Genomic DNA, 1,779 nt, shown 5'->3' with positions numbered 1-1,779 from the left:
TCTCAGACTTATCAGTAGGAAAGTACAAATTAGTAGAGAAAGAAAGCTTACCAGGTTACAAAAAATTAACAGAGCCAGTATCATTCGAAATCAAAAAAGGCATGACAGAAGTTCTATCATTAAAAATAGAAAATGAAATGGTAGATACGGGAAATGTAGAAATCACAAAGATAGATAAAGATAATAAGGCACCGTTAGCAGGTGTAGTCTTTGAAGTTCAAGACGAAAAAGGCAAAGTAGTAACGAAAGTAACGACAGATAAAGAAGGAAAAGCAACAGTTGCTGATTTATCAGTAGGCAAGTACAAGCTAGTAGAAGTAGAGAGTTTACCAGGCTACAAAAAATTAGAAAAGCCTGTACCATTTGAAATTACAAAAGGTATGACAAAATCTCTAGCGTTCACTGTAGAAAATGAAATGGTAGATACGGGGAATGTAGAAATCACAAAAATAGATAAAGACAGTAAAGCTCCATTAGAAAATGTTGTATTTGAAGTACGTGACTCAAAAGGAAAAGTAGTTGCAAAAGTAACAACGGATAAAGAAGGAAAAGCAAACGTTTCAGATTTATCTATTGGAAAGTATGAGTTAGTAGAAGTAGAAACACCGGCAGGATACAAGCCGCTAGAAAAGCCAGTTTCATTCGAAATTGAAAAAGGTAGAGTTACAGCATTACAATTGACTGTAGAAAATGAATTAGTGGATGTAGGAAATATAGAAATTACAAAAGTAGATAAAGAAAATAAAGATGCTTTAGCTGATGCAGTCTTTGAAATTCAAGATGCAGCAGGACAAGTAGTCGCTAAAATAACGACAGATAAAAAAGGACAAGCACAAGTTACTAATTTATCAGTTGGCACATACAAGTTAGTAGAAGTAAAAGCACCAAAAGGATATAAGCAATTGGTAGATCCGATTACTTTCCAAATTGAAAAAGGCATGACAAAATCTCTTGCTTTAACAGTAGAAAATGAAATGTTAGACAAGGGAAATGTAGAAGTAACAAAAGTAGATAAAGATAGTCAAAAATTATTAGAAGGCGTAGTCTTCGAAGTTCAAGACGACAAAGGCAAAGTAGTAACAGAAGTAACAACAGATAAAGAAGGAAAAGCAAACGTTTCAGAGCTATCAGTAGGAAAATACAAATTAGTAGAGACGAAGAGCTTACCAGGTTACAAAAAGCTAACAGAACCAGTATCATTCGAAATTAAAAAAGGTATGACGAAAGTCTTATCATTGAAAGTAGAGAATGAACAGTTAGATAAAGGTTCAGTGGAGATTACAAAAATGGCTGCTGAAAGCAAGGAAGTCTTATCAGGAGCTGTGTTTGAAGTTCATGATGAAAAGGGAAAAGTAGTAGTGAAAGTAACAACAGATAAAGATGGAAAGGCAAAAATCGCAGATCTATCTGTAGGTAACTACACACTAGTAGAAGTAGAAGCACCAAAAGGATATGAAAAATTAACTAATCCAATTCCATTTGAAATTACAAATGGAATGATAAATGCAGTTCAATTAGAAGTATTAAACAAATTGAATCATTTAGCACCACCAGGTCCAGAAACACCAGATCCAGAAAAACCTGGAACACCGAATCCAGAAAAACCTGGAACACCAGATCCAGAAAAACCTGGAACACCGAATCCAGAAAAACCTGGAACACCAGATCCAGAAAAACCTGGAACACCGAATCCAGAGAAACCTGGAACACCAGATCCAGAAAAGCCTGGAACACCAGATCCAGAAAAACCTGGAACACCGAATCCAGAGAAACCTGGAA

The 1,779-nt window shown here is 35.3% G+C and carries 1 protein-coding gene; it reads left to right on the top strand.

Features of this window, described 5'->3' with window-relative positions; all coding sequences use genetic code 11:
* Positions 1-1,779: SpaA isopeptide-forming pilin-related protein (locus tag ACODS7_RS31760; protein ID WP_488828546.1), on the top strand; the 1,779-nt coding region annotated here is incomplete at both ends.

It is taken from the genome of Bacillus sp. FG16, assembly GCF_057809515.1.
This window is presented reverse-complemented; position numbering and strand designations above follow the sequence as displayed.